Origin of the sequence: Amycolatopsis mongoliensis (assembly GCF_030285665.1) — a bacterium.
Classification (GTDB): domain Bacteria; phylum Actinomycetota; class Actinomycetes; order Mycobacteriales; family Pseudonocardiaceae; genus Amycolatopsis; species Amycolatopsis mongoliensis.
The window spans coordinates 1,281,847-1,304,301 of record NZ_CP127295.1 but is presented as its reverse complement, the minus strand read 5'-3'; the positions used below and the strand labels follow the sequence as shown (position 1 = coordinate 1,304,301).

Here is a 22,455-nt window from a genome sequence, read left to right as displayed (position 1 = left end):
AACTCCTAGAAGTGCAGCAGCGAACGCTGGTCGAGGGGACGCCGGTGCGCGCGCCAGGTCAGCCACTGCACCACCAGCAGCAGGAGCACCGCCGGCACGGCGAACCAGCCCAGCACCGTGAACGTCCCGGACGCGGTCGCCGCCTGCCCGACGGTCAGCGCGTACCCCGGCGAGACGAGCACCGAAGGGAACCGCAGCGTGCCGGCGAGCAGCGCCGGGCACGCCGAAAGCACCATCGACCCGACGAGCGCCACCCGGTACCGCCGGGCCGCCAGCCCCAGCCGGAAGACGGCGAAAGCGGCGAAGGTCAGCACGACCACGCCGGCACCGAGAACCGTGCCGCCGTCCAGGGCGAAGAACCCCCACCCCGTGGCGATCGCGAGGAAGGCGAGCACGGGCGCCGAGAAAGCCCGTGCCAGCCGCACCGCGCGGCCGGTGAGCTCCGCCGGCGCGCGCACGGCGAGGAACGCCGCGCCCTGCAGGCAGAACAACGCGACGAACCCGAGCCCCCACAGCACCGCGTACGGGTCGAACAGCGCGAGCACGTCCCCGGACGGCGAGCCGTCGGCGTCCAGGGGCAGGCCGAGCACGAGGTTGCCCAGGAACAGGCCCCACGACAGCGCCGTCACCAGCGCGCCGCCGACGATGCCCGCGGTCCAGGCGCCGCGCCGGGCGTCCGGGCGGCGGCTGCGCAGCTGCATCGACGCCGTGAACGTGACCAGGCCGAGCAGCAGCGTCACGACCAGGACGTACGCGCCGGCGAACACCCTGCCCTCCAGGTGCGGGAACGCACCGAAGAGCAGGCCGACCGCGGCCACCAGCCACACCTCGTTGGCCAGGAAGAACGGCCCGAGCGCGCCGAGGGTCTGCCGGCGCCGTCGCTCGTCGGAGTCGAAGGCGGGCAGCAGCATGCCGACGCCGTAGTCGTAGCCGGCCAGCGCGAAGTACCCGCAGGTCAGCAGGCCGAGCAGGCACCACCAGAAGGTCACCATCGGTCAGACTCCGCTCAGGACGGGCAGCTCGGCGGGCTCGTCGGCCGGTTCCGGGCCGCGCTTGGCGACGCGCGCCATGAGCACCCAGTCGGCGACCGCGAGCGCGGCGAACAGCAGCGAGAAGGCGATGAAGGAGAACAGGATCTGGCCGGCGGGGACGTCCGCGATCGCGTCGGCGGTGCGCAGCTTCCCCCAGACCAGCCACGGCTGGCGGCCGAGTTCGCGCACCAGCCAGCCCATGATCGCCGCGAGGAACGGCAGCGGGATCGCCGCGACCATCAGGTAGTGCAGGAACCGGGTCCTGGTGATCCAGTTCCGGACCAGCAGCAGCGTGCCGAGGATCGCGCAGAGGAACATCAGGAACCCGAGGCCGATCATCGCGCCGAGCGGTGCACCGACCGCGCTTTCCCCCAGCTTGTCCGGCTGGTACGTCTTCAGTTCGCCGAACTGCGCGAAGCCCTGGTTGATCACGAGGATCGAGCCGGCGAGCGCGGTGAGCACGCCGATGCGCATCGAGCGGCGGAAGAACTCGACCTCGGTGGTGCGCTTGAGGAAGTGGTACGCGCTGACGCCGACCACGAAGAACCCGCCGGTCACCAGCGCGGCGCTGAGGACGTGCGGCAGCGACGCGGCGAGCGCGGGGTTGCCGAACAGCGCGCCGAAGTCGTCGAGGTGCAGCGTGCCACCTTCGAGCCGGCTGCCGACCGGGTTCTGCAGGAACGAGTTGGCCAGCATGATGAACAGTGCCGACGCGCAGGCGGTCAGCGTGACCAGCCAGATCAAGGTCAGGTGCAGCCACTTGTTCAGCCGCCCGAAGCCGAAGATCCACAGGCCGAGGAAGGTCGACTCGAGGAAGAACGCGACCAGCGTTTCAATGGCCAGCGGCGCGCCGAAGACGTCTCCGGCGAATGCGGAGAGACCGGTCCAGGTCAGCCCGAACTGGAATTCCATCACGATTCCGGTGACGATCCCCAGCGCGTAATTGATCACGTACAGCCGGCCCCAGAAGCGCGTCATCCGCAGCAGCTCGGGCTTGCCGCCGAGCGTCCAGCGTGTCTGCATCACGGCCACCAGCGTGACCAACCCCAGTGTGAGCAGCACGAACAGGAAGTGGAACGAGGTCGTCGTCGCGAACTGGAGTCTCGCGACCGGGAGTGCGTCCATGCCGATCGACTATATACGTAGTCTGGCTACATGTAGCCGTCAAATCCATGAGATCCGGGTCATCTCGGGGAAATCCCCGGGTGCTGCCCCCGGCGTCCGGGAATAGCCTCCCCCGGTGGGCATGCGTAGACTGCGTACCTATGAAGGCGGACACCTTGCGCGGGCACCTCGACGCGTTGCTGCTGGCCGTGCTCGACGGCCGGAAACTGCACGGCTACGCGATCATCGAGGCGCTCCAGCTGCGCAGCGACGGCGCGCTCGACCTGCCGACCGGCACCGTCTACCCGGCGCTGCGCCGGCTGGAGCGGGCCGGCTGGCTGGCCAGCGAATGGGACGTCGTGTCCGGCCGCAAGCGCCGCACCTACCGGCTCACCCGCTCCGGCGAGCAGGCCCTGGCCGCCGAGCGCACGGAGTGGCGGGAGTTCACCACGGTCATCGGGGGAGTGCTGGGCACATGATCGACGAGTACCTGGGGGATCTGGACCGCAGGCTGCACGGCTGCGGCCGCTTCAAGGCCGACCTGCTGGAAGAGGCGCGCGACGGCCTGCACGACGCCGCCGACGCCTACCGCGCGGGCGGCTGGAGCGACGAGGACGCCGAGCGCCGCGCGGTCGCCGACTTCGGCCCGGCGGCCGTCGTCGCCCGCGACTACCAGGCCGAGCTCGGCATGCTCAGCGGCGTCCGGACGCTGTGGAAGCTCGTCATCGGCGTCCCGGCGATGCAGGTCGCGTGGGACTACGCGCGGATCCTCACCTTCGGCGAGTGGACGAAGCTCTCCACGCCGACGCCCGAGTGGTACAAGATCGTCACGCACGCCGCCCACGGCGCGGTGTTCGTCGTGCCGGTGATCGGCGTGCTCGCGCTGCTCGGCATCCGCTGGCTGAGCCGGCGGCTGGACGGCGCCGGGCTCGCCCGGTTCTGCGGGGTGCTGATCGCCCTGGCCGTCGGCGTCAACCTCGCCTCGGTCGGGCTGCTGATCTCCGCGACCGGGTTCGTCGACGTCTCGCGGCTGTTCCTGAGTGTCCCGTGCGTCCTGCTGATGGTCGCCTGGGTGCTGCTTTCGCTGCGGCTCGTCGTGCTCGCGCGACGATCCTGGGGCGGGTATGCCACGATCGTCGCGTGACGACCGCGCTGATCTACCTCGTAGTCATGCTGCTGGTGGCCGCCGTGGTGTTCCTGCTCGCCGCCGTGGTCTTCGGCCGGGGTGAGGAGCTCGCCCCGCTGCCGCCGGGCAGCTCGCCGACGCGCCTGCCCGCCGAGGACATCACCGGCGAGGACCTGCAGGACGTCCGTTTCCAGCTGGTGCTGCGCGGCTACAAGATGTCCGAAGTGGACTGGGTGATGCGGCGCCTCGGCGTCGAGCTCGACGAGCTGCGCACCCGGGTCGCCGAGCTGGAGCAGCGCGAACGCGAGCGGGAGAGCTCGCCCGAGGGCGCCCAGTGACGGACCTGGTGCTCTCGGTCGACGTCCGCGCGCCGGCCGGGACGACCTGGCTGGCGCTGACGGACTGGACGCGTCAGGGCGAGTGGATGCTCGGCACGGAGGTCGAGGTCGTCGAGGGCAACGGCCGCAGCGTCGGGTCGCGGCTGGCGGCGTTCACCGGGGTGGCCGGCATCGGCTTCACCGACACGATGGAGATCACCAGCTGGGAACCGCCGGTGCGGTGCGGGGTCCGCCACCTCGGCAGCGTCGTGCAGGGAACCGGCGTGTTCCAGGTCGTGCCGAAGGGCGCGACGCGCTCGACGTTCGTCTGGGCCGAGCACCTGCGGCTGCCGTTCGGGCCGCTGGGCCGGCTCGGCTGGCCGGTGGTGCGGCCGGTGTTCGCACTGGGGGTGCGCCAGTCGCTGCGGCGGTTCGCGCGGTTCGCGGAGGACTATTCGGTGGGTGGGGATGAGTGAGCTTCTCGGCGCCGACGGCGTCGCGCGGTGCAGCTGGGGCAATTCGACCCCGGACTACGCGGACTACCACGACGAGGAGTGGGGCACGCCGCTCCACGGGCAGGACGAGCTGTACGAGCGGCTGTGCCTCGAGTCGTTCCAGTCCGGGCTGTCGTGGATCACGATCCTGCGCAAGCGGGAGGGCTTCCGGAAGGCGTTCAAGCAGTTCAAGCCGGTGAAGGTGGCGAAGTTCGGCGACGCCGACGTCGAACGGCTGATGCAGGACGCGTCGATCGTGCGGAACCGGGCGAAGATCCTGGCCGCGATCACCAACGCGAAGGCGATCGCGGCGCTGGACGAGCCGCTGGACGACCTGCTGTGGTCGTTCGCGCCCGCCTCGCACAAGCGACCTGTGTCGATGGCGGACGTTCCGGCGATCACCGACGAGTCCAAGGCGATGGCCAAGGAGCTGAAGAAGCGCGGCTTCGTGTTCCTCGGGCCGACGACGTGCTACGCGCTGATGCAGGCCACCGGCATGGTCGACGACCACGTCAAGGGCTGCTTCCGCGCAAACTGACGGTTTCCGGGTCTGCTGCGGCTGTCGTGAGTGGTAATTCGGGTTAGAACCCTAATTGCCACTCACGACGAGCTGCGGCAGACTGCCTACTTGCCCTGGAAGTTGGGCTTGCGCTTGCCGACGAAGGCCTCGACGGCTTCGGTGTGGTCGGCGGTCGCGCCGAGCGCGGTCTGGGCGGCGTCCTCCGCGGCGAGCGCCTCGTCGAACGTCGACTGCGCGGCCAGGTTGAGCACGCCCTTGATCTTCGCGTAGGCCACGGTCGGCCCGGCCGCGAGCTTCGCCGCGACCTTCTGGGCACGCGCCGGCAGCTCCTCGTCCGGCACGACCTCGCCGACCAGGCCGAGCCGCAGCGCCTCCGCCGCGTCGACGGTCCGGGCCAGCAGCATCAGCTCGGCGGCGCGGCTGTAGCCGACCAGCCGCTGCAGCGTCCAGGACGCGCCTGAGTCCGGGCCGAGCCCGACGTTGGCGAAGGCCATCAGGAACGACGACGACTCGGCGGCGATCCGCAGGTCACTGGCGTAGGCGAAGGCCGCGCCCGCCCCGGCGGCGGTGCCGTTGATCGCGGCGATCACCGGCTTCGGCATGTCCACGATCGCCTTGACGATCGGGTTGTAGTGCTCCTTCACCGTGTGTAGCGGGGCGGGGTCACCCGCCTGGAGCAGTCCCACGTGCTCCTTCAAATCCTGGCCGGCGCAGAACGCCTTGCCGGATCCGGTCAGCACGACCGCGCGGACGGCTTCGTCGTCCGCCGCCTCGCGCAGCGCCGCGAGCAGTGCTTCCTTCAGCTCGACGGTCAGCGAGTTGTACGCCTGCGGCCGGTTGAGGGTGAGGGTGCGCACCCCGTCGGCGTCGGCGGTCAGCAGGACGTCGGATGTGGTCACGTCTTCTCCTTGCGCGGAAACATCGGTCGTCCGACAGTCTTCCACCCCGCGCGAGCCGCATACCAGCACCGATACGGCGGCAAAAGATCGGTCCGCTGATGCGCCCGGCCGCTGATGAGGGACAATGGACACCAGACCCGGCTGGCTTTCACGCGAGCGCGACCCGGGCGCGCCGGTTGAGACGGAGGGAGCACGCTATGGCGGCCATGAAGCCCCGGACCGGAGATGGTCCCCTCGAAGTGACTAAGGAGGGGCGGGGCCTCGTGATGCGCGTACCGCTCGAGGGTGGTGGGCGACTCGTCGTCGAACTCTCCGCGGAAGAAGCGAAGGACCTCGGCGCCGCGCTGGCGGAGGTCACCGGCTGAGCCGAGCCCCTCGAACCGTCCTTCCGTCGCACCCCGGTCTCCCTTCGGAGGCCGGGGTCGCGGTTCCTCTGCGCCCGAAGGTTGCTCACTGTGCGTAATCCGCTACCCCCCGTTCCGACCAGTCTGCTCGACATCGAGGTGGCGGGCGACCTCCGCCGCGGCGCCCCGACGGCCCGGCTGGTGACCGCTCCCGCCGACGACGTCGAGTCCGAGCCGCTGGAGATCGGCGGCGTCCGGATCACCGGCAAGGCGGGCGACGTGCAGACGGTCCCCGCCGACGAAGCCCGCTGGGTCGCGGGCCTGGGCGACGGCGAGCCGAAGCAGTACCGGAAGGCGGGCGCGGCGCTGGTCCGCGCGGTGAACGCGGCGCTGGCCGACGACGTCGAGCACGGCGGCCGGGCGTTCCGCGCGGTGCAGCTGGTGCTGCCCGAAGAGGCTTCCGGCGAGCACGTCACCGAGCTGGCGCTGGGGCTGCTGCTCGGCGGCTACCGGTTCAAGGTGACCGGTGAGGACCCGAAGCCGGCCGTGCGGACGGTGCGGCTCGTCGCCGAGGACCGGGCCGTCGACGCCTATGCAGAGCTGGTTTCGCGGGCTTCGGTGCTGGCCGCGGCGACGGCGCTGACGCGCGACCTCGCGAACACGCCGTCCAACATCAAGACCCCGGCCTGGCTCGCGGACACCGCGGCCCGGGTGGCGGGTCCGCGCGTCGAGGTGACGGTGCGGGACGAGAAGTGGCTGGCGACGCAGGGCTTCGGCGGCGTCCTGGCGGTCGGCGGCGGTTCGGCGCGGCCGCCGCGGCTGATCGAGATGGCGTACAAGCCGTCGGGGGCGGCGAAGCACCTGCTGCTGGTGGGCAAGGGCATCACGTTCGACACGGGCGGCCTGTCGATCAAGCCGGCCGACGGAATGCACCTGATGCGCACGGACATGGCGGGCGGCGCGGCGGTGATCGCGGCGATCCGCGGGATCGCGGCGCTGGGTCTCCCGGTACGGGTGACGGCGCTGGTGCCGGCGGCGGAGAACCACGTGTCGGGATCGTCGTACCGGCCGGGCGACATCGTCCGGCACTACGGCGGCAAGACGACCGAGGTCGGCAACACGGACGCGGAGGGCCGGATGGTCCTGGCGGACGCGCTGGCGTACGGGATCCGCCGCTTCGCCCCGGACCTGGTCGTGGACGCGGCGACGTTGACCGGCGCGATGAAGGTGTCCCTGGGGCTGCGGACGGGCGGGTTGTTCGCTTCGGAGGATTCGGTGGCTTCGCTGGTCCGCTCGGCGGGCGAGCGCGTGGGCGAGGCGTGGTGGCGCATGCCGCTGGTGGAGGACTACGCGGAGAACGTCCGCGGCGAGTTCGGCGACGTCCGCCAGACCCCGGCGGGCCCGGGCGGCATCACGGCGGCGCTGTTCCTGCGTGAGTTCACGGCGGGGTTGCCGTGGGCGCACCTGGACATCGCGGGGCCGGCGCGATCGGAGAAGAACTACGACGACGTCGTCCCCGGAGCGACGGGCTTCGCGGCTCGGACTTTGGTGGAGCTGGCGGCTTCGCTCTGAGTTTTCCCCAGCTCGGGCGGGCTGTGGACAACCTGCCGTTCGTGGCCGGTCCTGTCGGTGGGGGCCGATAGACTGGAGCGGGGACGCCCCCCAGGGACGGGCGGGGGCTGTCCGGCGGCGGGCTCTGGGCTTGGGCTGCCGCGGCGATGTCATGAACGGCTCGTTCACCTCACCCGACGACTGTTGCCGATGCACTCTGCCCTTCCGGGGCAAGGGGTCGACAAGGTCGGATCTCGGCGTCGGCGGGTCGAGGGGCTCGGTCGTGGATGTCGTGAATGACTCATTCCTGTCATCTGACGACGTGAATGAGTCATTCACGTCATCGGGAACACCTCCGGGCCGCCCAAGACACGCCCCCCCACCCATCTCCTCCTCGGCCAGGAACGGGCGGGGGCTGTCCGGCGGTGGGCTCTTAGCTTGGGCGATGCTCGGGGTGCCGTTCGAAGGCGTCGAGGCGTCGTGAATGACTCATTCACCTCGTCCGAGGACATGAATGAGTCATTCACGACGTTCGCGTGGCCACCACCGCACCGATTCGGAGCCGGGCTCGGGCGCGGCGGCCTCAGCGGCTCAGCCCTGGGCCGCAGTCGTCAGCACGTGGTCGCGGAAGCCCGTCACCGCCGGGGTCATCGGCTCGTCCGTCCGCCAAGCCAACCCGATCGTCCGGTAAGGCCTCGGTTCCAGCGGTACCTCCGCCACTCCCGCCGGGCTGCCCGGGCCGAACCGCGGCAGCAGCGCCACCCCGAGCCCCGCTGCCACCAACCCCCGCACCGTGTCCGATTCCTGCCCCTCGAACGCGATCCGGGGCGAAAACCCGGCCGCCGCACAGAGCTCGTCCGTCAGTGTCCGCACGCCGTAGCCCTGCTCCAGCAGCACGAACTCCTCGTCGGCCAGCTCCGCCATCCGCACCGACTCGCGGCCCGCCAGGGGGTGGCCCGCCGGGACCGACAGCAGGATCTCCTCCTCCACCAAGCCCGCCGTGGCCAGCGCAGGCGCCGCGGGGAGCGGGGCCAGCAGGGCCAGGTCCAGTTCGCCGTTCACCAGCCGGTCGATCATCTCCTGCCGCGAGCCCTGGACCAGCGTGAACCGCACCCCCGGGTACCGCGCCCGGTGCCCGCGCAGCAGCGAAGGCACCAGTGACCGCCCGAGCAGGTGCAGGAAGCCCAGCACGACGTGCCCCGACTCCGGCGCCACCTCCTCGCGCGCCAGCCGGACGCCGGTTTCCACCGCCGCCAGGCCGCGCTCGGCCGCTTCCGCCAGCAGCTCCGCCGCGCGCGTCAGGCGGATGCCGCGGCCGTCCGGGACCGTCAGCGGCGCCCCCAGCGCGTCGGCCAGCGCCGCGAGCCGGCGGCTCACCGTCGGCTGCGGCACGCCCAGCAGCTCGGCCGCGCGTGTGACGTTCCTCGTCTCGCGCAGGGCGGCGAGCAGCGGCAGGTGCGGTGCCACCTGGGCCGACAGCGAGTCATACGTCATCGCATCAATCATTCCAGAGCAGTGCATTAGACGTATTGGTTAGCTCTGCTTACTTTCAGGGGGTGACTTCCACGCGCCGAGTCAAGATCGCCGTCGCCGCGGCCGGGATCTCCTCCTTCGCCCTGCTCTACGCGCCGCAGCCGGTGCTGCCGCAGCTCGCCGCGCAGTACCACCTCGACCCCGGCGGCGCGGCGCTCGCGGTCAGCGTCGCGACCGGCGCGCTCGCCATCGCCGTCCTGCCGATCGCCGCGCTGTCCGAGGTGGTCGGCCGGCGCCCGGTGATCCTGACGTCGGTGCTCGCGTCCGTCGTCTTCGGGCTGCTGCTGCCGCTGATGCCGACGTACCCGGCGCTGCTCGTCCTGCGCGCTCTCCAGGGCGTCGCCATCGCGGGCTTCCCCGGCGTCGCGGCCGCCTACCTGGCCGAACGCCTCGGCCGCGCGGGCGTCGCCGCCGCCGTGGGCGCGATGATCGCGGGCAACACGATCGGCGGCATGCTCGGCAGGCTGTCCAGCGGGTTCACCGCCGGGCCGCTCGGCTGGCGCGGCGCGCTGTTCGTCGTCGCGGGAGTGGGCGCGATCTGCTCGGCGATCACCGTCGTGACGCTGCCGCCGGGCACGCGCCCGCGCGGCGACGCCCAGCTTCGCGCCGTCGCCCGCGGGCTGGTCACGGCGTTGAGCAAGCCGGTGCTGCTCGCGCAGTACGCCGTTGCGCTGCTCGCGATGGGTTCGTTCGTCGCGCTCTACAACGCGGCCGGGTTCCGGCTGACCGGTGACCCGCTGCACCTGTCGCCGGCGATCGCTTCGCTGGTCTTCCTGGCCTACGCGACCGGTTCGGTGTCGTCCGCCGCGGCCGGCCGGCTGGTGGCGCGCGTCGGCCGCCGTCGTGCGCTGATCGGCGCGCTGCTGCTCACGGCCGTCGGCGCGGCGCTGACGCTGCCCGATTCGTTGCCGCTGGTCATCGCCGGATTCCTGGTGCTGACCTGCGCGTTCTTCGCCGCGCACGCGGTCGCGAACGGCTGGGCGGCGGCCGACGCCCCCGAGAACGCGCGCGGCCAGGTGGGTGGCACGTACACGGCGACGTACTACCTGGGCAGCAGCGTCGGCGGCGCGGCGGGCGCGTGGGTCTACGGGCACGCGGGCTGGCCGTGGCTGATCGCGGTGGTCGCGGTGTGGCTCCTGCTGGCGGCGGCCGTGGTGGCCGCCGGGACGCAGGTCCGCGTGGAGCGGCGCGAGCTCGTGCCGGGCTGACTCAGATCGCCGCGGCGACCAGCAGTCCGCCACCGACCGGCAACAGGGCCGGGACCAGGCGTTCGTCCTCGCGGAACGCCCGTGCCACTTCGCGCAGGGCGAGGGTCTCCGGGTCCCGGTGGGACGGGTCGATCACGCGGCCGCCGGCCAGCACGTTGTGGAACGCGATGATCCCGCCGCGCCGCAGCAGCGACACGCCCAGCTCGTAGCAGCCGGGGTACTCGATGTGCGCGGAGTCGACGAACACCAGGTCGTAGCCGCCGGGGGTGAGCCGCTGGAGCACGTCCAGGGCCCGCCCGACGATCAGCCGCGTCCGGCCCGGCGCGTAGCCGGCCTCGCGGAACGTGACGCGAGCCGCCCGCTGGTACTCGGGCTCGACGTCGATCGAGGTCAGGATGCCGTCGGGCGCCATGCCGCGCAGCAGGCTCAGCCCGCTCACCCCGGCGCCGGTGCCGACCTCGACGACGGCCTTCGCGCACAGCGTCGCGGCCAGGAAGCGCAAGGTCGCGCCCGCCCCCGCGCTCAGCGAGCTGCAGCCCAGGTCGTCGGCCCGTGCGCGCGCCGAAGACAGCACCTCGTCGTCGGGCAGGTACCCGTCGACGAACCCGGAGTCGGCCGGTGCGGCCGCAGGGATGGGCGTGTTCACGCACGGAGGTTAGCGTTGGTTGTCGATAAATCCGCGCAGGCTCCCTGGTAAGCACCCGGGGAGAAGTTCTCAGGCTGCTCTCAGTCCAGTCTCACTAGAACCATAAGGAGCCCGGAGAGACTGAAATCCGAGCACACGGGGAACACCGTGGCGACAGCCCGCGTTGGGTGGAGCAGACAGGAGAAACGCAGATGGAGGTGCCTGCTCCCGCGATGCAGAACGCCGATACGGACGTCGACGCGGCTCAGCCCGTGTCCCTGGACGAGGCAGCTTGGACGCCACCGTCCTGGGACGAGGTCGTCCGCGAGCACGGCGACCGGGTCTACCGGCTCGCCTACCGCCTGACCGGCAACGCGCACGACGCCGAGGACCTCACGCAGGAGACCTTCATCCGCGTCTTCCGCTCGCTGGCGTCCTACAAGCCGGGCACGTTCGAAGGCTGGCTGCACCGGATCACCACCAACCTCTTCCTGGACATGGCCCGCCGCCGCTCGCGCGTGCGGATGGAAGGCCTGCCGGAGGACACCGACCGCATCGTGGGCGACGACCCGAGCCCCGAGCAGGTCTACTCGGACACCCACCTGGACCCGGACCTGCAGGCGGCGCTCGACGAGCTGCCGCCGGAGTTCCGCGCCGCGGTGGTGCTGTGTGACGTCGAAGGGCTCTCGTACGAGGAGATCGGCGCGACGCTCGGTGTCAAGCTGGGCACCGTCCGCAGCCGGATCCACCGCGGGCGCCAAGCGCTGCGCGCCTCGCTCGAGCGCCGGCGCGATCACGCCCCGCAGTCTGCGAAGGTGTCGGTATGACCGCACCCCGAGGCTGGGGACTCCCCGAGTCGCACCTGCTGCCGGACGCCGTGGTGGCGTTCGTCGACGGGGAGCTCTCGCACGGCGCCCGCGATCGCGCGGCGTCGCACATCACGCGCTGCGCGGCGTGCGCCGCCGAAGTGCGCGCCCAGCGCCAGACGGTGGACGCGATCCGCCGCGCGGGGGCGCCGTCGATGTCGGCGGGGTTCCTGGCGAGCCTGCAGTCGATCCCGGAGCACACGGACCTCCCGAGCGCGCCGGACAACCTGGCCATCACGGCCGACGGCCAGCTGGTCGCCGTCCAGCGCCCGGACCGGGTCGCGGGGCTGCGGGACACGGGCGTCCTGGGTGGCGTCGCGCCGTTGGGATCATCGGCGCCGCTGGGGCAGTCCCCCCACGTCCTCGGCGGCGGTAGGTTGAAGCGCCGCGCGGCCCAGGGTGCCGGTGTGGTGGTGTCCGGGCTGGTGCTGAGTGCGTTGGCGCTGGTCGGGACGTCGGCGGACAGCGGAGACGGCACCCCGGAGACCGGCGGCGGAGCCCCGCAGCAGGCGAACCTGCTGCCGGCCCAGATGGCGGTGCCGCAGCAGGCGGTGCCTACCTCGACCCCGGCGAGCAAGACACCGGCCGCGGTGCCGGCGGGTATTCGCTGAGACTTGTTTCCCGCGAAGGCCGCCATGAGGGATTCCTCGTGGCGGCCTTCATCATGCCGGCGCCTGTCTTCCGGCTGGGCCTCACGCCGGCGCCGGAGGCCGTTCCCTGAGCTCGAAGCTTCAGGTGATTGCTGATGGCGGGCTTCGGGCTCGGAAGGCGGCCCGAAGCTGTTCCTTCATGCCGTGGCAGGTTCGGGACGCAGCTGGGGGAGGCGCGGCAGGCTCGCGATCGACGGCGGCCCGAATGACGTGAATGACTCATTCACGTCGTCGGACGAGGTGAATGAGTCATTCACGACACTTCGGCGGCGCGGTCACGCTTCTCAAACGGCGCGCCGGCGCCCAGCGGCTCAGCCGGCCCGGAACCCCCCGCTCCGAGCGCGGCGAGGTCGAGGCGCTGCGGTTGGCTCGCACGGTCAGCGGCGGCCCGAACGACGTGAATGACTCATTCACGTCCTCGGACGAGGTGAATGACTCATTCATGACACTTCGACAGCGCGACCAAGCTCCCAGAGCAGCGCGCCGGCCCAGCCCCGAAAGCAGCCCCCACCCGTCCCAGGGGGGCGATCCCGGCTCCAGTCTATCGCCGCCCGCCGACGGAAACGCCTGATCGGCTGCCGAGGCCGCCGTTCGTCCACATTGCCCCGGCCCTGGGGACAACCGCGCCCAAGCAACAGCCATTTCACTGACGTACCGGCAGACTCGGAGCACTGGGCTTGGGTATCGTCACGCCCAGCCACCTGATCTTCTGCACCGGGGAATGATGACCGAGCCGAACGTGAATCCCGAGCAGCCCGGCGCGCGCGATGGCGAGCGGCTGGGGCCGCGGCCCCTCGCGCGGCCGGCCGTCGATCCGGCGCAGGCCGCCGTGTTCGGCAGGCCCAGTGGGGTCGACGGGGCGTTCGACCAGCTCTACTCCCCTCAGAAGACCAACGGGGTCCGGCTCGCGCCGCCTGCTCCCGAGTCGCTCGCCGAGGCCTTCCGGCGGCCGCCCGGGGCCGAAGGTGTGCTGCTCGAACGGCCGCGTGAGGCCACCGGGGAGCCGAAAGAAGCCGAGCCGCCCCTGTGGAACAGCACCAGCGACCCCTGGCGTGATCCGGGCGCCGGTGCCGTCCTCGCCGGTCCGGCGATGCCCGCCGAAGACGACGAAAAGCCCGCCAAACGCCCGCCCGGCGCGCTGCTCAGCCTGCCCGAGGTGCTCTTCGGCCGTCGCGTGCAGCCGAAGGCGCTCGCCCTGCTCGGGGTCGTCGCGCTGCTCGTCGGAGCCATCGGCGGACTGGTCGGCTGGTGGGTTGCCGACACCGGGAGCGAGCTCACCGGCTCCGCCACCATCTCCGAAGCCGAAGCCGCCAAGGAGCGCCCCGCCGGCTCGGTCGCCGAGATCGCCAAGCGCGTCGCGCCCGCCGTCGTCTCGCTCGAGGTCTTCAAGCCCGGCGCCGATTCCGGTGAGCAGGGCTCCGGCGTCATGATCGACCCGCAGGGCTACATCCTCACCAACGAGCACGTGATCTCCTCCGCGAGCGCCGACCCGGGCGTCAAGGTCACCGCCATCTTCATCGACGGCACCCGCACCGAGGCCAAGCTCGTCGGCTCCGACCAGAAGACCGACCTCGCCGTCGTCAAGGTCAACGTCACCAACCCGACCGTCCTGCAGATCGGCAAGTCCTCGGACCTGCAGGTCGGCGACACCGTGATGGCCATCGGCTCGCCGCTCGCGCTGCAGAACTCCGTGACCGCCGGCATCGTCAGCGCCCTGAACCGCCCGATCACCGCGGGCGGCGACAACGGCGCCCCGCCGGTCACCTACGAAGCCATCCAGACCGACGCCGCCATCAACCACGGCAACTCGGGCGGCGCGCTCGTCGACTCCACCGGCGCGCTCGTCGGGATCAACTCGTCGATCCGCTCCTCCGGCGCGGACGGCGGCAGCATCGGCATCGGCTTCGCCATCCCCAGCGACTACGCGGTCAAGATCGCGAAGGCGCTGATCAAGGACGGCAAGGTCCAGCACGCCGACATCGGCATCAACGCTTCCTCGACCGTCGCCGGCTCCTCCACCATGGGCGCCCAGGTGAAGAACGTCGCGCCGGGCGGCCCGGCCGCGAACGCCGGCATCAAGGAGGGCGACGTCATCACGAAGATCGGCGGCCGCCTGGTGCGCGACTCCGCCGAGATGACGGTCGCGGTGCGCGCCCACGACGTCGGCCAGGTCGTCCCGGTACAGCTGGTCCGGGACGGCGCGAGCTTCGTCGTCGACGTAACCCTGGCTTCCGACTGAGTTCCCGCGTTCGGCCTGCCGGAGGGCGGGCCGGGGCGGGTACCCTGGCCGGGTAGGTTCCGAGCGGAGGTAGACGGTGTTCGACAGTGTCGGATGGGGGGAAATCCTCGTCCTCATCATCGCCGGTCTCTTCATCCTCGGCCCGGAACGGCTTCCCGAAGCGGCGTCCTGGATGGCGAAGAGCGTGAAGAAGGTCCGCGACTTCGCGACCGGGGCGCGGGAACAGCTCCGCGAGGAGATGGGCCCGGAGTTCGACCAGCTCCGCAAACCCCTCGAAGACCTGCGCGGGCTGCGCAACTTCGACCCGAAGCGGGTGGTGACGCAGCACCTCTTCGACGGCGACGCGGACCCGCTCGGCCTCAAGGGCATCACCAACGGCAGCCCGAACCTGGGCGGTACCAACGGTTCCAATGGGACGAATGGGACCAACGGCTCGAACGGCTATCTGGCCGGCCAGGCCAAGCAGCCGGAGCCGCTGAAGCCGGGGGAGCGCCCGCCGATCGACCCGGACGCCACGTAGCGTCGGCGGTTTTCCCCAGTCCGGCCGCAATGTGGACAAGTCGGCCGTTTCCGAGGCATTTAGGGTTTTCCGTGTGCTGCCCCCGATAAAATGGATGCGGGGCCGGACCCCCGGAGAGGGCGGGGGCTGCTTTGGGGGCGGGGCCGGTTGCGGCCCGACAAACGAGCGGAAGTTGAGAGTCGGGGCGCTCGGCTGGGCGCTCACGACAGACGAGTTCGGCGACATCGTTCGTGCCGCCTCCTGTATCAGCTGGCGCACTCAGTCCCGGCAACGGGACGAGCGGCTCGAACGGCTACGTGGCCGGCCGGGCCAAGTAGCCGGAGCCGCTTGAGCCGATCGACCCGGATGCCACCTGACCTGGTCCACTGTGGACGAAATCGGCACGAACACCCGTTTGCGCACGGTTTCCGGGGATTTCCCTAGTCCCCGCGCACGGCCCTGAGCAGAAGATCGTTTCCCTCCTACGTTCGAGTGGGGGCGGCCGTCCGCCGTCCGCACACGAAGGGGAGAAAGATGAAACTCAGATCGCTGGGCTGTGCCCTGCTCGCGGCCGGCCTGCTCGGAACCGGCCAGGTGGCCGAAGCCACAACCGAAGCCGCCGCGTGCACCTGGAAGCCCACCGCCCTCGGCGCCGGCACCTCCGTCAGCGCGAGCGTGACCACCACCGACGACCACGGCAACTTCGCTGGCTGGACACTGCCGACCGACGAGTTCGGCGAGACCCGCCGCGCCGCTTCCTGGACCGGCGAGACGTTCACCGACCTCGGCACGGCCGGGACCTACGGCGCCGCCGTGACCGCCGAGAACCGCTCTGGCGCCGTCGCCGGGACCGCGAGCTACTCGCTCTTCGGGTCCGGCTTTTCCTTCGAGAAGGCGTTCAAGAGCGCCGGCGGCACGCTCGTGGCCCTGCCCTTCCCGACGTCGAGCCAGCTTCCCGCGGGCTACACGCGCTCGGCCGCCGTCGGCATCACGGACTCCGGCGACGTCATCGGCGTCGTGCGCAAGCAGAACGGCTCCGGCCAGACCGCGGTCCGCTGGCCCGCCGGCCAGCCGGGCACCGTGACGCTCCTGACCGGCTTGCCGTCGGGCGTCGGCCTCGCCGCGGTCGACACGGACGGCGCGATCCTGCTGAACAGCCGGGACATCTGGCGTGACGGGACACTGACCCACCTCGGCACCCTGCCGGGCCTCGAAAACGCCTTTCCCGAGGCCATCAAGAACGGCCGCGTCGTCGGCTACGGCGTCTACAACGGCAAGAAGGTCGGCGTCTACTGGGACCAGCAGCACGCGGCCCACGTCCTGCCGAAGTCCAGCTACAACCTCTCCAACGGCAACCCGGGCTTCTCGATCAACGCGAACGGCCTGATCACCGGCCGCGTCGACGAAGCGAACGGCGGCAACGACGCGGCCGGCACCGGCTACGGCGTCTGGGACCAGGGCACCTTCGTCGCGAAGTTCGGTGACCCCAAGGCCGACCTGCCGGTGGTCATCGGCGATGACGGCACCGCGGGCGGCTACCGCTACGACTCCGCCACGCAGCACTCGACCGCGTACGTCTGGCGCTGCTCCTAGGCAGGCTCAGCGGCCGGCCGGGGTGACGTTCAGCATCATCCCGGCCAGGCCGCGGGCCCGGACCGTCAGCTTCTTCGCCGTCTCCCGCAGCACCACCGACGCCGGCGCGTCCGGGGCGGTCAGCACCAGCGGCGTCCCCTCGTCGCCCTGCTCGCGCAGCCGCGGGTCCAGCGGCACCTGGCCCAGCAGCGGCACCTCGGAGCCGATCGACTTCGTCAGCGAGTCGGCCACCGTCTGCCCGCCGCCCGAGCCGAAGATCTCCAGGCGGGAGCCGTCCTCCTGCTCCAGCCACGACATGTTCTCGATGACCCCGGCGACGCGCTGGCGCGTCTGCAGCGCGATCGCGCCGGCCCGCTCGGCCACCTCCGCCGCGGCCTGCTGCGGCGTCGTGACCACCAGGATCTCCGCGTTCGGGATCAGCTGGGCCACCGAGATCGCGATGTCGCCGGTGCCCGGCGGCAGGTCCAGCAGCAGGATGTCCAGGTCGCCCCAGAAGACGTCGGCCAGGAACTGCTGCAGCGCGCGGTGCAGCATCGGCCCGCGCCACACCACCGGCGTGTTGCCCGGGGTGAACATGCCGATCGAGATCACCTTCACGCCGTGCGCCTGCGGCGGCATGATCATCGTGTCGACCTTGGTCGGCTTCTCGCGCGTGCCCAGCATGCGGGGGATCGAGTGGCCGTAGATGTCGGCGTCGACGACACCCACCGACAGGCCCCGCTCGGCCATCGCCGCGGCCAGGTTGACCGTGACCGACGACTTGCCGACGCCGCCCTTGCCCGACGCCACGCAGTACACCCGGGTCATCGAGCCCGGCTGCGCGAACGGGATGACCGGCTCCGCGGCGTCCCCGCGCAGCGACTTCCGCAGCTCGGAGCGCTGTTCGTCACTCATGACGTCCAGCTCGACCTGCACGTCGACGACGCCCGGGAGCTTCGCGACGGCCTCGCGGGTGTCGTTGGTCAGTGTCGCCTTCAGCGGGCAGCCCGCCACCGTCAGGTAGATCCCGACCGTGACGACACCGTCTTCGCCGACGACGACGTCCTTCACCATCCCCAGGTCCGTGATGGGTTTGTGGATCTCGGGATCTTGCACGCTCTTCAGCGCGCTGCGGACGTCGTCGACGCTGGGGAGCTGCTGAGTGGTGGTCACCCCGTCGATGTTACGACCCGGTAGGAGTGCGGTTGGGCTTGGCCTTCCGCGGCTGGACGTCGAGGTCCTCCCGCAGCCGGTCCAGCTCGCCGCGCAGGTAGTCCCGCGTCGCGACTTCGCCGACCGCCAGCCGCAGCGCCGCCAGCTCCCTGGCCAGGTACTCCGTGTCGGCCTTCGTCTGCGCGGCCCGGTTGCGGTCCTCGTCCAGCGAGACGCGGTCGCGGTCGTCCTGCCGGTTCTGCGCGAGCAGGATCAGCGGCGCCGCGTACGCCGCCTGCGTCGAAAAGGCCAGGTTGAGCAGGATGAACGGATACGGGTCCCACTGCAGCGACACCGCGAAGAGGTTCAGCAGGATCCAGACGAACACCAGCAGCGTCTGCCAGAACAGGTACTTCCCGGTGCCGAGGAACCGGGCGACGCGCTCGGTGAGCCTGCCGAAGGTGTCCGGGTCGATGTTCAGCTTGAACCGGCTCTGGCTGCGCGGCTGGTCCAGCCGCCGTCCGGACGTCAGTTCAGGCACGGTCCGCCTCCAGGTGTTCGCCGGTTTCGCCGGTGGTGTCGTGCAGGCCGGTCTCGCGCCAGTTCTCGGGCAGCAGGTGGTCGAGGACGTCGTCCACGGTGACCGCGCCGAGCAGGTGGTCTTCGGTGTCGACGACCGGCCCGCAGGTCAGGTTGTAGGCGGCGAAGTAGCGCGTGACCTCGGCCAGCGTCGCGTTGGGCCGCAGGGCCGCCAGGCCGGTGTCGACGGCGCTCGCCACGAGCTCCGCCGGCGGCTCGCGCAGCAGCCGCTGGAAGTGCACGACGCCGACGAAGCGTCCGGTCGGCGTCGCGGTCGGCGGCCGGCAGACGAACACCATGCTGGCCAGCGCGGGCGGCAGCTCGGCGTTGCGGATGTGGGCCAGCGCCTCGGCGATCGTCGTGTCGGGCGTGAGCACCACCGGCTCCGGGGTCATCAGGCCGCCCGCGGTGTCGGACGAGTAGGCCAGCAGCCGCTTGACCGGCGCGGACTCCTCCGGCTCCATCAGCTCCAGCAGCCGGCTCTGCTCCGCGGGGGCGAGCTCGGCGAGCAGGTCGGCGGCGTCGTCGGGGTTCATCGCCTCGAGGATGTCGGCCGCGCGCTCCTCGGCGAGGTAGGACAGCAGCTCCTTCTGGTCGTCGTCCGGCAGCTCCTCGAGGACGTCGGCGAGGCGCTCGTCGTCCATCGCGTCGGCGACCTCGTGCCGGCGCTTGAGCGGCAGGTCGCGGACGGTCGCGGCGACGTCGACCGAGCGCATCGTGTCGAACAGCATGAGCAGCTGGCCCGCGCCCTGCGGCTGCTTCGCCAGGTCGGCGAGCCCCAGCCCGGCGACCTCCTCCCACCGCAGCACCTGCATGGCCGACCGGCGCCGTCCCAGCCCGACGCGCCGCTCGCGGATGGCGAGCTTCGCCAGCACCCAGTCGCGGGTGCGGGTCGGCTCCATCCCGGCGTCGACGACGGTGATCCGCGTGTCGGACCCGGCCAGCGTCGCGTGCGCGTCGAGCAGCTGGCCGAGGACCAGGACCTCGTTGGGCCGCTGGGTGAACTGGCGCATGTTGACCGAGCCGGTGGCGAGTGTCACGGCGCTCGGTTCGATCGAGGTGACGCGCAGCATCGGCACGAACACCCGCCGTCGCGTGGTCAGCTCGACGACCAGGCCGAGGATCCGCGGTGGCTGCGCGTCCAGGCGCAGTCCGGCGACCAGGTCGCGGACCCGGCCGATGGACTCGCCGTCCGGTCCGAACACCGGCAACCCGGACAGCTGAGCAGCGAAAACCCTGTTGACCGCGGCCATGCCGCTGACACTATCGGTCGGCTGCCCACAGAGCGATTTCCGGCACTGTGACGAACGCCGGGTCGTCGCTGTCCGCTTCGAACTCTTCGAGGTCTTCGAGCATCCAAAGCCAGTTCTGCACCGCGCGCACGAGGGTCCACGCCCGCGCCTTCCCGGCGTCGAGCTGGTGCGACGCGACGACCAGCGCGAACCGTTCGTCCAGTGTGGACTCGGCGAAGCGGTTCCAGAACACCGGGATGACGCCCCACTCGAGGTCACCGGCCAGCGGCTTCGGGTCGATGACCAGCCACGGCTCCCGGCTGCCGGCCAGGACGTTCTGGAAGTGCAGGTCCTCGTTCACCAGCAGCCCGCCGGCGGACGGCCCGAGCTCGCGGCAGATCGCGACGGCGTCGTCGACGAGCCGCCGCTCGAACGGCTCGCCGAGCGCGGCCCACCGCCGGGGCAGCTCTTCGGCCAGTTTCGCGGCCTCGGTGCGCAGGTGGCGCCGCAACGACGGCGGTGCGGGCACGGCGAGGCGCCGGGCCAGCTCGCCGAGGCGGGGGACGGCGTCCCGCAGCGGAAGGTCGTCGAGCGTGCGCCAGGCGTCGAGCCGTTCGAGCAGCAGGACGCCGTCGCCGGGGGCGGATTCCAGCAGCAGCACCGCACCCCGACCGGCCCATGTGGACAGTGCGAGGGGCTCGTCGGCGGACTCCTCGTCCCGCCAGCCGAGTTTCAGCACCACCGGCGTGCCGTCGGCGAGCCGGGCGGGCTGCACCACGCCGACGTAGCCGTGCATCGCTTCGCCCTCGAACGTCAGGCCCCACTTCCGGGCGTACGCGGCGGCCAGGTCCGGCAGGGCGGCCACCCAGGCGGCGGCCTCCGGGCCGAGCACCCGTGGTGCCCGGTCGGCGAACAGCGGCGGGACGCGGAGATCGTTCACCTCCCCAGTCTGCTGGGCCCGTCCAGTGCGTTCCGCCCTGGTCGACACGGGCGTACGCTGGGTTTTCAGGGGAAACGCAACCCCGGGAGCTGCCATGGTGATGGAGATTCTCAGCGCCGTCGTCGTCGCGGGTGGTGCCTGGTTCGCGGCCAGCGTGCGCGTGGTGAAGCAGTACGAGCGCGGGCTCGTCTTCCGGTTCGGGCGCGTCCGGCCGCAGGTCCGGGAACCCGGCCTGGCGATGCTGGTGCCGTTCGTGGACCGGCTGCAGAAGGTCAACATGCAGATCGTGACCATGCCGGTGCCCGCCCAGGACGGCATCACCCGCGACAACGTCACCGTCCGGGTCGACGCGGTCGTCTACTTCAAGGTCATCGACCCGGTCGTCGCGGCGGTCAACGTCCAGGACTACCGGTCGGCGGTCGGCCAGGTCGCGCAGACGTCGCTGCGCTCGATCATCGGCAAGAGCGACCTCGACGACCTGCTCTCCAACCGCGAGCGCCTCAACGAGGGCCTGGAGCTGATGATCGACAGCCCGGCGCTGGACTGGGGCATCCACATCGACCGCGTCGAGATCAAGGACGTCGCGCTGCCCGAGGCGATGAAGCGTTCGATGTCGCGGCAGGCCGAGGCGGAGCGGGAACGGCGCGCGCGCGTCATCTCCGCCGACGGTGAGCTGCAGGCGTCGCACAAGCTCGCCAAGGCGGCCGCGACGATGGCCGACACCCCGGCGGCCCTGCAGCTGCGGCTGCTGGAGACGGTCGTGCAGGTCTCCGCCGAGAAGAACTCGACCCTGGTGCTGCCGTTCCCGGTGGAGCTGCTGCGCTTCCTCGACTCGAACACGCGGCACGGGGTGCCCGCGAACGAAAGCGCGCGCGCTCCCGAGCCCGAAGCCGTGGAGGCCAAGCCGGAGGACAACGGCCACGCGACGCCGTCGCCGCGCAGCCCCGGTGACGCGGTGCTGCCCGCCGACTAGCTCAGCTGGCCGTTCGCGCCGAGGACGATCAAGGTGGTGAAGAACCCGGTCCACAGCGCGATCACGACGTAGCCCACGATCACCGCGGCCGTGGCCATGCCGCGGCTGCCCGCTTCGCCGCGGTTGGTCTTGCTCAGCGCGATGTGGCCCATGACCAGCCCGGCGATCGCGGTGATGCCGGAGCAGAAGCCGAGGATCGAGCAGACCAGCGCGCCGATCGCCAGTGCGTTGTCCGGCCGGGGCGCGACCGGGACGTACGGCGGCTGGACGTAGGGCGCCGGGCCGCCGTACGGCCGGCCGTACGGCTGTGCGTACGGCTGCTGGTACTGGTACGCGTACGTCGGTTGCGGCTGGCCCGGCGCGACGTACGGCGTGCCGGGGATGTGGGCGGCGGGAGCCTCGAACGCGCCGGGCGGCAGCTGTCCGGGCGGCTCCGGGGCGGGCTGGTCCGCGGTGGCCGGGGCGTCGGCGATCGTGGTGTCGGTGACCGTCGTGTCGGTGACCGTCGTGTCACCCGCCGGCGGGTCGTAGTTCTCCGGTGCGTACGGCGCCGGCTCCGCGGTGGGCGGCGGGTCGTACGACACGGTCGGATCGGCCGGACGGTCCTTGTCCCCGGACGGGTCGGTCATGGCGGGTCCCCTCGGTGCGTGCTGGACCCCAACTTAGCCGGTCAGCGGAGGAGCCCGTGCGCGGCGCCGAGCCGGAACAGCAGCACGAGCGCGACGGTGTTCAGCCCGATCCCGAGGTAGCCCACGGCGATCGCGGCGATCGCGACGCCCCGCCCGGCCGCTTCGCCGCGCCTGGCCCGGCGGTGGGCGGCGTGGCCCATGACGACGCCCGCGATGCCCGCCGGCAGGCACACCAGGCCGCCGGCGACCGAGCAGAGCAGTGCCCCGGCCGCGAGCCCCGGACCAGGCGGCCCGCCGGGGTCCGGCGGGAGACCGCCGGACGGGGACCGCCTGCCGAAGGGGTCGTCCGGGTCGTACGGGTGGCTCAAGATC

Annotated in this window: 25 protein-coding genes; 14 read left to right on the top strand and 11 right to left on the bottom strand. The window is 71.6% G+C overall.

What is annotated here, in order from left to right; translation table 11 throughout:
- Window positions 1–5 precede the first annotated feature (5 nt).
- Both cydB and QRX60_RS06025 read right to left on the bottom strand, forming a co-directional pair.
- Complete coding sequence (cydB, locus tag QRX60_RS06030; RefSeq protein ID WP_285999804.1) at window positions 6–992, bottom strand: cytochrome d ubiquinol oxidase subunit II; 987 nt, start codon at window positions 990–992, stop codon at window positions 6–8.
- Between the two features lie 3 nt (window positions 993–995).
- The gene (locus tag QRX60_RS06025; protein WP_285999803.1) at window positions 996–2,156 is read right to left on the bottom strand and encodes a cytochrome ubiquinol oxidase subunit I; all 1,161 of its coding nucleotides are present in this window, start codon (window positions 2,154–2,156) and stop codon (window positions 996–998) included.
- 140 nt (window positions 2,157–2,296) lie between these two features.
- On the opposite strand from QRX60_RS06025, the gene QRX60_RS06020 reads away from it, so the two are divergent.
- From QRX60_RS06020 to QRX60_RS06000, 5 genes are read left to right on the top strand one after another with little or no spacing between them, the layout of a single operon-like run.
- Window positions 2,297–2,614 (top strand): helix-turn-helix transcriptional regulator, encoded by a 318-nt coding sequence (locus QRX60_RS06020; protein ID WP_285999802.1) that lies wholly within the window; start codon window positions 2,297–2,299, stop codon window positions 2,612–2,614.
- Complete coding sequence (locus tag QRX60_RS06015; protein ID WP_285999801.1) at window positions 2,611–3,279, top strand: permease prefix domain 1-containing protein; 669 nt, start codon at window positions 2,611–2,613, stop codon at window positions 3,277–3,279. Before QRX60_RS06020 ends, QRX60_RS06015 begins: the two co-directional genes overlap by 4 nt.
- On the top strand, window positions 3,276–3,599 hold the full coding sequence (locus QRX60_RS06010; RefSeq protein WP_285999800.1) for a DivIVA domain-containing protein: 324 nt from the start codon (window positions 3,276–3,278) through the stop codon (window positions 3,597–3,599). Before QRX60_RS06015 ends, QRX60_RS06010 begins: the two co-directional genes overlap by 4 nt.
- Window positions 3,596–4,054, top strand: coding sequence for an SRPBCC family protein (locus tag QRX60_RS06005; RefSeq protein ID WP_285999799.1), 459 nt, complete (start codon window positions 3,596–3,598; stop codon window positions 4,052–4,054). The genes QRX60_RS06010 and QRX60_RS06005 overlap by 4 nt, the downstream gene beginning before the upstream one ends.
- Window positions 4,047–4,610: a DNA-3-methyladenine glycosylase I gene (locus QRX60_RS06000; protein ID WP_285999798.1), complete on the top strand. Its 564-nt coding sequence runs from the start codon at window positions 4,047–4,049 to the stop codon at window positions 4,608–4,610. The genes QRX60_RS06005 and QRX60_RS06000 overlap by 8 nt, the downstream gene beginning before the upstream one ends.
- A gap of 86 nt (window positions 4,611–4,696) precedes the next feature.
- On the opposite strand, the gene QRX60_RS05995 is transcribed toward QRX60_RS06000, so the two are convergent.
- Window positions 4,697–5,491, bottom strand: a complete 795-nt coding sequence (locus QRX60_RS05995) for an enoyl-CoA hydratase-related protein (RefSeq protein ID WP_285999797.1) — start codon at window positions 5,489–5,491, stop codon at window positions 4,697–4,699.
- A gap of 197 nt (window positions 5,492–5,688) precedes the next feature.
- On the opposite strand from QRX60_RS05995, the gene QRX60_RS05990 reads away from it, so the two are divergent.
- Both QRX60_RS05990 and QRX60_RS05985 read left to right on the top strand, forming a co-directional pair.
- Window positions 5,689–5,856, top strand: a complete 168-nt coding sequence (locus QRX60_RS05990; RefSeq protein WP_013222969.1) for a DUF3117 domain-containing protein — start codon at window positions 5,689–5,691, stop codon at window positions 5,854–5,856.
- 90 nt (window positions 5,857–5,946) lie between these two features.
- Window positions 5,947–7,407, top strand: a complete 1,461-nt coding sequence (locus QRX60_RS05985) for a leucyl aminopeptidase family protein (RefSeq protein WP_285999796.1) — start codon at window positions 5,947–5,949, stop codon at window positions 7,405–7,407.
- A 570-nt stretch (window positions 7,408–7,977) separates the two neighbouring features.
- Here QRX60_RS05985 and QRX60_RS05980 read toward each other — a convergent pair.
- Window positions 7,978–8,880 (bottom strand): LysR family transcriptional regulator, encoded by a 903-nt coding sequence (locus QRX60_RS05980; protein WP_285999795.1) that lies wholly within the window; start codon window positions 8,878–8,880, stop codon window positions 7,978–7,980.
- Between the two features lie 62 nt (window positions 8,881–8,942).
- On the opposite strand from QRX60_RS05980, the gene QRX60_RS05975 reads away from it, so the two are divergent.
- Window positions 8,943–10,127, top strand: a complete 1,185-nt coding sequence (locus QRX60_RS05975) for an MFS transporter (RefSeq protein WP_285999794.1) — start codon at window positions 8,943–8,945, stop codon at window positions 10,125–10,127.
- A 1-nt stretch (window position 10,128) separates the two neighbouring features.
- On the opposite strand, the gene QRX60_RS05970 is transcribed toward QRX60_RS05975, so the two are convergent.
- Window positions 10,129–10,773, bottom strand: a complete 645-nt coding sequence (locus QRX60_RS05970) for an O-methyltransferase (protein WP_285999793.1) — start codon at window positions 10,771–10,773, stop codon at window positions 10,129–10,131.
- 191 nt (window positions 10,774–10,964) lie between these two features.
- Between QRX60_RS05970 and sigE the strand changes: the two genes are divergently transcribed.
- From sigE to QRX60_RS05945, 5 genes are all read left to right on the top strand, one after another.
- Window positions 10,965–11,579, top strand: a complete 615-nt coding sequence (gene sigE / locus QRX60_RS05965) for an RNA polymerase sigma factor SigE (protein ID WP_408630211.1) — start codon at window positions 10,965–10,967, stop codon at window positions 11,577–11,579.
- Window positions 11,576–12,229 (top strand): anti-sigma factor family protein, encoded by a 654-nt coding sequence (locus QRX60_RS05960; RefSeq protein ID WP_285999792.1) that lies wholly within the window; start codon window positions 11,576–11,578, stop codon window positions 12,227–12,229. Before sigE ends, QRX60_RS05960 begins: the two co-directional genes overlap by 4 nt.
- A 760-nt stretch (window positions 12,230–12,989) precedes the next feature.
- Window positions 12,990–14,507 carry a trypsin-like peptidase domain-containing protein gene (locus QRX60_RS05955; protein WP_285999791.1) on the top strand — a complete coding sequence of 506 codons (1,518 nt, stop codon included), beginning with the start codon at window positions 12,990–12,992 and terminating at the stop codon, window positions 14,505–14,507.
- 76 nt (window positions 14,508–14,583) lie between these two features.
- Complete coding sequence (gene tatB, locus QRX60_RS05950) at window positions 14,584–15,027, top strand: Sec-independent protein translocase protein TatB (RefSeq protein ID WP_285999790.1); 444 nt, start codon at window positions 14,584–14,586, stop codon at window positions 15,025–15,027.
- Between the two features lie 513 nt (window positions 15,028–15,540).
- A complete protein-coding gene (locus tag QRX60_RS05945; RefSeq protein ID WP_285999789.1) occupies window positions 15,541–16,599 on the top strand; it encodes a hypothetical protein in 1,059 nt (352 codons plus the stop codon).
- A gap of 6 nt (window positions 16,600–16,605) precedes the next feature.
- On the opposite strand, the gene QRX60_RS05940 is transcribed toward QRX60_RS05945, so the two are convergent.
- Genes QRX60_RS05940 through QRX60_RS05925 form a run of 4 tightly spaced genes read right to left on the bottom strand, consistent with a single transcriptional unit; the run spans window position 16,606 to window position 20,481 of the window.
- Window positions 16,606–17,751, bottom strand: coding sequence for an Mrp/NBP35 family ATP-binding protein (locus tag QRX60_RS05940; protein ID WP_285999788.1), 1,146 nt, complete (start codon window positions 17,749–17,751; stop codon window positions 16,606–16,608).
- A gap of 10 nt (window positions 17,752–17,761) precedes the next feature.
- Window positions 17,762–18,271, bottom strand: coding sequence for a DUF1003 domain-containing protein (locus tag QRX60_RS05935; protein WP_285999787.1), 510 nt, complete (start codon window positions 18,269–18,271; stop codon window positions 17,762–17,764).
- Window positions 18,264–19,562: a magnesium transporter MgtE N-terminal domain-containing protein gene (locus QRX60_RS05930; RefSeq protein WP_285999786.1), complete on the bottom strand. Its 1,299-nt coding sequence runs from the start codon at window positions 19,560–19,562 to the stop codon at window positions 18,264–18,266. The genes QRX60_RS05935 and QRX60_RS05930 overlap by 8 nt, the downstream gene beginning before the upstream one ends.
- Window positions 19,563–19,572: 10 nt before the next feature.
- Window positions 19,573–20,481 carry an aminoglycoside phosphotransferase family protein gene (locus QRX60_RS05925; RefSeq protein ID WP_285999785.1) on the bottom strand — a complete coding sequence of 303 codons (909 nt, stop codon included), beginning with the start codon at window positions 20,479–20,481 and terminating at the stop codon, window positions 19,573–19,575.
- Between the two features lie 94 nt (window positions 20,482–20,575).
- On the opposite strand from QRX60_RS05925, the gene QRX60_RS05920 reads away from it, so the two are divergent.
- Window positions 20,576–21,454 (top strand): slipin family protein, encoded by an 879-nt coding sequence (locus QRX60_RS05920; protein ID WP_285999784.1) that lies wholly within the window; start codon window positions 20,576–20,578, stop codon window positions 21,452–21,454.
- On the opposite strand, the gene QRX60_RS05915 is transcribed toward QRX60_RS05920, so the two are convergent.
- Both QRX60_RS05915 and QRX60_RS05910 read right to left on the bottom strand, forming a co-directional pair.
- Entirely contained in the window at window positions 21,451–22,083 is a 633-nt protein-coding gene (locus QRX60_RS05915; protein ID WP_285999783.1) for a DUF4190 domain-containing protein, read from the bottom strand. The two genes, QRX60_RS05920 and QRX60_RS05915, sit on opposite strands and share 4 nt — an antisense overlap.
- A 41-nt stretch (window positions 22,084–22,124) precedes the next feature.
- Entirely contained in the window at window positions 22,125–22,451 is a 327-nt protein-coding gene (locus QRX60_RS05910; protein ID WP_285999782.1) for a DUF4190 domain-containing protein, read from the bottom strand.
- Between the last annotated feature and the right edge of the window lie 4 nt (window positions 22,452–22,455).

Coding starts and splice junctions, on each gene's coding strand:
- cydB (WP_285999804.1), bottom strand. CDS start 992: ATGGTGACCTTCTGGTGGTGCCTGCTCGGCCTGCTGACCTGCGGGTAC.
- QRX60_RS06025 (WP_285999803.1), bottom strand. CDS start 2,156: ATGGACGCACTCCCGGTCGCGAGACTCCAGTTCGCGACGACGACCTCG.
- QRX60_RS06020 (WP_285999802.1), top strand. CDS start 2,297: ATGAAGGCGGACACCTTGCGCGGGCACCTCGACGCGTTGCTGCTGGCC.
- QRX60_RS06015 (WP_285999801.1), top strand. CDS start 2,611: ATGATCGACGAGTACCTGGGGGATCTGGACCGCAGGCTGCACGGCTGC.
- QRX60_RS06000 (WP_285999798.1), top strand. CDS start 4,047: ATGAGTGAGCTTCTCGGCGCCGACGGCGTCGCGCGGTGCAGCTGGGGC.
- QRX60_RS05990 (WP_013222969.1), top strand. CDS start 5,689: ATGGCGGCCATGAAGCCCCGGACCGGAGATGGTCCCCTCGAAGTGACT.
- QRX60_RS05980 (WP_285999795.1), bottom strand. CDS start 8,880: ATGACGTATGACTCGCTGTCGGCCCAGGTGGCACCGCACCTGCCGCTG.
- sigE (WP_408630211.1), top strand. CDS start 10,965: ATGGAGGTGCCTGCTCCCGCGATGCAGAACGCCGATACGGACGTCGAC.
- QRX60_RS05960 (WP_285999792.1), top strand. CDS start 11,576: ATGACCGCACCCCGAGGCTGGGGACTCCCCGAGTCGCACCTGCTGCCG.
- QRX60_RS05955 (WP_285999791.1), top strand. CDS start 12,990: ATGATGACCGAGCCGAACGTGAATCCCGAGCAGCCCGGCGCGCGCGAT.
- QRX60_RS05945 (WP_285999789.1), top strand. CDS start 15,541: ATGAAACTCAGATCGCTGGGCTGTGCCCTGCTCGCGGCCGGCCTGCTC.
- QRX60_RS05930 (WP_285999786.1), bottom strand. CDS start 19,562: ATGGCCGCGGTCAACAGGGTTTTCGCTGCTCAGCTGTCCGGGTTGCCG.
- QRX60_RS05920 (WP_285999784.1), top strand. CDS start 20,576: ATGGTGATGGAGATTCTCAGCGCCGTCGTCGTCGCGGGTGGTGCCTGG.
- QRX60_RS05915 (WP_285999783.1), bottom strand. CDS start 22,083: ATGACCGACCCGTCCGGGGACAAGGACCGTCCGGCCGATCCGACCGTG.